This window comes from Psychrobacter sp. CX16 (assembly GCF_057396245.1).
Genome location: NZ_JBXYJF010000050.1, coordinates 1 through 5,779 on the forward strand (window position 1 = coordinate 1; position 5,779 = coordinate 5,779).

The window sequence follows — 5,779 nt, forward strand, 5'->3', positions numbered from 1 at the left end:
GCTCTTTGGCGGTGTATTCCAGTCTAATGTACCATGTTTCCTAAGCCAAGTTAGGACGGTACTACGTCCTTGTATGCCATAGTGCTTTTGGGCTTGTTTGTAGGTCATGTCGCCTTTTTCTACTTGCCCTACCACAGCTAATTTAAAGCCGAGTGTGTAATCTTTCTGTGTTCGTTTAATCCTTGATCTTTCTGCTTTGTCCATTTATAAGCTTCCTTTTCGTAAACTTATTTTAGGACGGGACAGTCTATATAAAAAAGCCTTACCTATTTTAAGTGGCTATGTGCTGCCGTGATGTTTTTTTACCTATAAAAGGATTGGATTCTTGGATACCCTAAATCTACCGCCTATTGCTAATATCGATAATGCTGAACTGCGAGCTGAATTACAGCAAAAATTAAACAGTCAGGCAAAGCCTTTGGGTTCACTTGGCAGACTTGAATCATTAGCGATTAAGATTGGTCTTATTCAACAGATGGCTAGCCCAAACATTCAGAAGTCGCAGATTCGTGTGTTTGCGGCAGATCATGGCTTGGCTAAACATGGTACGTCAGCGTTTCCAAGTGAAGTAACAGCACAAATGGTGCTTAACTTCTTAAGGGGCGGGGCTGCAATTAATGTATTGGCGCGTCAGCATAACATCGAGTTAAAGGTAGTCGATGCAGGCGTTGCCGCTGACTTTGCTGATTTCGGTGTGCAAGATGATCCGCAGCTCATTACCGAACATAAAGTGCGTCTGGGTAGCCGTGATGCCTTAACTGAACCTGCAATGAGTAACGAAGAATGTCTGCAAGCCATTAAAGCCGGTATGCAAATTGCCAAGCAATTAGACGGTGAGGTATTTATTGCCGGCGAGATGGGGATTGGTAATACTTCTGCTGCCAGTTTATTGCTGTCACGATTAGAAGATATTCCGATCGCAGACTGTATTGGACGTGGTACAGGCCTTGATGACTCGGGACTGGAGCGTAAACTTGATGTGTTGACTCGAGTATTAAAGTATCATGAGCAAGCTGTAACACCTATGCTAGCACTGGCAGCATTGGGCGGGCTTGAAATTGCAATGATGGCAGGAGCATTTATTCAAGCGGCGCATGACAGACGGGTATTGTTGGTCGATGGATTTATTACTAGCAGTGCGTTATTGGTCGCTGAGCGTTTAGCGCCTGGGGTATCTCAATATGCTATCTTTGCGCATCATTCGGTTGAGCCCGGCCACGCGCATTTATTAAGCGTTTTAAATGCAGAGCCTTTACTTGATTTTAGAATGCGTTTGGGTGAGGGCAGTGGTGCAGCACTTGCTTATCCGTTATTGCAATCAGCCTGCTTAACGCTTAATAAGATGGCAAGCTTTGCCGATGCTGGTGTGAGTGAACAAGACAATGGCGAGAAAGCACAGTAATGTCTTTAGATTCTAAACGCTCGATTAAACAAGCGATTATCCATGAATGGCGACTATTATTGGTCGCCATTCAGTTTTTGACCCGTATTCCGGTTGAGCTTAAGGTGTATGAGCCAAACTGGCTACACCAAAGTAGTCGGCATTTTCCAGGTGTCGGCTTGTTAGTGGGTGCTATTTGCGCAGTGGTATTTGCAATCGTTAATTACTTTTTTAATCCGCTGATTGCGGCGGCAGCAACTACTGCTTTTGGAATTAAACTCACGGGTGCTTTTCATGAAGACGGGCTGGCTGATACCTGTGATGGCCTCGGTGGCGGTTTAACCCGTGAGCGTACCTTAACCATTATGAAGGACTCGCGTATCGGCACCTACGGAACATTGGGACTGGTGTGTGCTGTATTATTAAAGGTGAGTCTGCTTGCTATAATGCCAACAGCAACGGCACTCGCGGCACTTATTATAGCGCACAGTGTGTCTCGGCTCATGTCGACTAGTCTAATTGTGGTATTGCCCTATGGTGGCGAGATTGAACATGCCAAAACCAAGCCCATGGCACAGCAAATGAGTAAGCAGCAGTGGCTAGCAAGTAGCTTATGGCTTATTGTAGTTGCCGCTATCCTGATACTGTTTATTCCAGATGTGTTGTGGGAAATTGAACTAGGGCAGTGGCTCTTGGTGGTGATACTTGTGATGATAGCGGTCATTCATATGTACCAGTTATTAAAACGCCGTATCCAGGGCTACACCGGTGATGGCTTAGGGGCAACGCAGCAAATAACGGAGATTGCCGTATATGCAGGACTGGCAGCAAATATTAATTTATAGCACATAGATTTGGATATGAATTATGACAAAGCTATATATTTGGCGGCATCCTAAGCCAACGGGGGTACGTGGGCTATGTTTTGGGCAAACCGATGTGGACGTTAATAGGCGTAAACTAAAGCGCTTGGCCAATCGTATTAATAGCTATGTCAAAAAGCACCGATTGCCCAAGGTGATTTGGGTCAGTCATCTGAAGCGTTCAAAACAGGTCGGTCAATTATTGCAGCAGCGTGGGTTTGAGTGTCATATTGACCCACAATTAGCGGAAAGCTATTTTGGCGCATGGGAAGGCAAACCTTGGTCACAGATTAGCAAATCAGATATTGATGTCTGGTGCAATAATTTCGCTAGCTTTGCGCCAGAGGGTGGAGAGAGTTTGACCCAACTTTTCGAGCGGGTAAGTGATTGGATGTCTCAATACCACTCAACCCAACATATATTGGTAGTCGGACATGCCGGCTGGATTACCACTGCTAAAATGATTAGTGGTGGCCAAGAAGTACCTCAAAAAGCCAAAGACTGGCCACAACCTGTAGGCTATGATGAATTAAGTATATTAGAGTTTTAGGATTAAGGCTGACGGTTACTTAGGTCTTTATTAAAGACGGCTTTTAGCCTCAATGTTTTACTAAAATAACAACAAAAACCAAGGGTATTTATGGAGATATTTGCAACCGCACTCACTTTGTTTTTAATTATGGATCCACTGGGTAATATCCCAATATTTTTATCAGTACTTGATAAAGTGCCAGAAGAAAGAAGGCGCTTTATTATTGTTAGAGAATTGTTGATTGCACTGGTCTTGATGGTACTGTTTTTATTCGCAGGCGGTAGTATTTTGCATACCTTAGGGCTGACCACCGAAGCGGTTGCTATCGGCGGCGGTCTGGTAATGATGATTATTGCCATTCGAATGATTTTTCCGAATCGAGGCGGGGTAATGAGCGATGAGGATGATGAAGATGGCGAGCCATTTATTGTACCGCTAGCGATTCCTTTAATCGCAGGACCATCTATTTTGGCGACCTTAATTCTAATTACTGAAAAAAACCCAGAGAGTATTTTAAAAGCGCTTCTTGCCTTACTATTGGCCTGGTTGGTGTCGTCTATTATCTTGCTGTTCTCCACCAAGCTTTACAATATTTTAGGTCATCGCGGTCTAAAAGCCATTGAGCGTTTGATGGGTATGATTCTAATCTCAATTTCGGTACAAATGCTATTAAATGGTTTTACGTCTTATTTATCATAAGCTGACAAATATATTCTCGTATGAATGTTCAACTTATCCTGTATTACCTATCGCTTGTGGTTTAATTCTGGTTTTGAGCCTGCTCGTGCTCTTCACTATGATGAGCCTCAATGCGATGTTTTATATGTTCTTCAATACGTGTTCTGACATGGTGAGATGATGAAAAGTGAGATTGGAATATTTGATTATTTATAAGGTGAAGCTGCAACAAAAAAAGAGCGCTCCTAATTTTAGAAGCGCTCTTTTTGACTATCAATAATATTTTACTAGACTGAAATGAAACTTACTGAGAAGGGCTTATGCAGTATTTCGGTTCAGAGCGATTCAATATATCAAACTGCTGCTTTGTATCATTCTCATTTAGCCATTGATCGATAGATTCGAATGTAATATTACATTGATCATCAACAACGAAGTCAAAAGCATGCCAAAAGTAGCTGTCATTATTTTGATCATTTAATGTTGGTGCTAGAGTGCGTTTACGTACGGTTGGACCTTCAAACTGAATGCTAATAGGTGAGTCTTTTAAGCCAGGATTTTTTGTATTCTCATAGTTATGAACACCGTATTTATAACGTCCAACCATTAGATTACGTACAGTAATAAATTCAGGACCATAGCTGTCAATATCATCCACATCCAGATTCGCAAAAGGCGCTTGGCTTAAACTACCTTGCTCTTCAAAATAAATGTGATCACCTGATGGAGTAATCAAATGAGCATCAGCATCATAAGGTTGTTCACCCCAAGTCAGTCTAATAGATAAGGTATCATTGTTATTACTCACGATTAAACAGCCATTCTCTATCGTGTAGTCGTTACCCATGGTAGATATAGATATGGCATTAGAGCTGCGATTGCCATTTTGAGCATAGACATACAAATCACCTGTTTCGCGAACAGGTAAATAGAATTCACCCAAGTTATTGGTCGTTGCAGTGGTTAGAGAAGAATAGCTAATACCGTCACCTTTGACTAAAGCATTAGGAATACGGTTACCATCAGTATCAGCAACGCAGCCATTCACACCGACCGTTTGCATAGCAACGTCAACGTTCCAAGCACCTATGTTATCAACCTCGGCAATATATGCAGGTTGACCATTTTCTAGGGTAATTAAAGTGGCAGTACCTCTCTGAACCCAACCAGAGTCTTCAGGTGCATAATAAAAAAGTGGCATCTGAGTCAGTAAGTTACTTGCTGGGCTACGGGTAGAAACAGGAATAATGACAGAGGCTGTATTATCATCAGAAAGGACTAATGCATTACCATTACTATCTGTTGCAGTAATAATTAAAGCGCCGAAGCTCTCCATAAAGCCGCCACCAACAATGACATAACCACCGGGCATCTCTTCGGGGTCAATACTTGGAGTTACTGCATCAAGAGTAACACGTACATCACCAACAATAGGCTGGCCGTCTGCGCGTTGTAAAGTGTTAGCAGGAATAGTTACTTGAGCACCGTAACTATCGACTACAACAATAATATCTTCATTTGAGGACTGAACCACACTTGCGATACTGGCATCGTTACTAATTTGATATTCAACCTGCATAGGTAAGCTACCTGCAAGTGATGTTGTAAACACACGCTCTGGATAATTGTCTGCAATGACTGTGAAGGTAACAGAGTCCTGTGTTTCTAATAAAGGTATCTCAAATACACCATCTTCTGAAGTCATAACTTGTTGATCAGAGAACTTAATAAGAGCATTGGTAATAGGCTCTAGAGTCTCTTTATCTATTAAAGTACCTTGAATGCTTACATTGGCTTGTTCAGAAGGATTAGTTGAATTAGTTGAATCAGTGTTGATAATGGATGAATTGCTAGAATCATCACCACCACAAGCAGATAATAGCAAAGCAGTAGCAATGGCTAAGGTGAGATTTTTTGCTACTGGTTTGACGTGTATTTGTTTCATAAAACAACCTTGTATAGTGGTACGATAAATTGGTATAGATATACAAAATATTAAAACTTATATAAATATACAGTTAAGTTATAAAATAGTAACATGAAATTTTTTGTTTAGAAATACTAATCTATAAGTGATATCAATTAAATATGATGATAAGTAATAAAACAGTCTAGCTGGTATAATTTGAGACAATAAAAAGAGCGCTCCTAATTTAAGGAGCGCTCTTTTTGAATACGGCTAGTATTAAGAGTGATGCTTAGGGCGTGTGGAACATTCGACCATGGCACTGGCGGCGACTATTTTTTAGTCAATATGCAGTGAAATTTTTGACGCTTAGTCATTCTAAGTTAGACAATTTCGCAATATATTGGCAAAAAAGAGTC

The 5,779-nt window shown here is 41.3% G+C and carries 6 protein-coding genes; 4 read left to right on the forward strand and 2 right to left on the reverse strand.

Features of this window, described 5'->3' with window-relative positions:
- A partial coding sequence (locus AC2SLM_RS12640; protein WP_486552558.1) for a helix-turn-helix domain-containing protein occupies window positions 1–204 on the reverse strand: 204 nt, incomplete at its 3' end.
- Window positions 205–325: 121 nt separating this feature from the next.
- On the opposite strand from AC2SLM_RS12640, the gene cobT reads away from it, so the two are divergent.
- The 4 genes from cobT to AC2SLM_RS12660 all read left to right on the forward strand — a co-directional run bounded on the left by cobT (window position 326) and on the right by AC2SLM_RS12660 (window position 3,475).
- Complete coding sequence (gene cobT / locus AC2SLM_RS12645; protein WP_486554249.1) at window positions 326–1,402, forward strand: nicotinate-nucleotide--dimethylbenzimidazole phosphoribosyltransferase; 1,077 nt, start codon at window positions 326–328, stop codon at window positions 1,400–1,402.
- Window positions 1,402–2,226, forward strand: a complete 825-nt coding sequence (cobS, locus tag AC2SLM_RS12650) for an adenosylcobinamide-GDP ribazoletransferase (RefSeq protein WP_486554251.1) — start codon at window positions 1,402–1,404, stop codon at window positions 2,224–2,226. Before cobT ends, cobS begins: the two co-directional genes overlap by 1 nt.
- A gap of 22 nt (window positions 2,227–2,248) precedes the next feature.
- Window positions 2,249–2,794 (forward strand): histidine phosphatase family protein, encoded by a 546-nt coding sequence (locus AC2SLM_RS12655; RefSeq protein ID WP_486554252.1) that lies wholly within the window; start codon window positions 2,249–2,251, stop codon window positions 2,792–2,794.
- Between the two features lie 90 nt (window positions 2,795–2,884).
- Window positions 2,885–3,475, forward strand: a complete 591-nt coding sequence (locus AC2SLM_RS12660) for a YhgN family NAAT transporter (protein ID WP_486540871.1) — start codon at window positions 2,885–2,887, stop codon at window positions 3,473–3,475.
- Window positions 3,476–3,758: 283 nt separating this feature from the next.
- Here AC2SLM_RS12660 and AC2SLM_RS12665 read toward each other — a convergent pair whose 3' ends face one another.
- Complete coding sequence (locus tag AC2SLM_RS12665) at window positions 3,759–5,399, reverse strand: YfaP family protein (protein WP_486554254.1); 1,641 nt, start codon at window positions 5,397–5,399, stop codon at window positions 3,759–3,761.
- Between the last annotated feature and the right edge of the window lie 380 nt (window positions 5,400–5,779).

Excerpts from the sequence above, each read along its gene's own strand:
- cobS (WP_486554251.1), top strand. The coding sequence starts at position 1,402 with ATGTCTTTAGATTCTAAACGCTCGATTAAACAAGCGATTATCCATGAA.
- AC2SLM_RS12655 (WP_486554252.1), top strand. The coding sequence starts at position 2,249 with ATGACAAAGCTATATATTTGGCGGCATCCTAAGCCAACGGGGGTACGT.
- AC2SLM_RS12660 (WP_486540871.1), top strand. The coding sequence starts at position 2,885 with ATGGAGATATTTGCAACCGCACTCACTTTGTTTTTAATTATGGATCCA.
- AC2SLM_RS12665 (WP_486554254.1), bottom strand. The coding sequence starts at position 5,399 with ATGAAACAAATACACGTCAAACCAGTAGCAAAAAATCTCACCTTAGCC.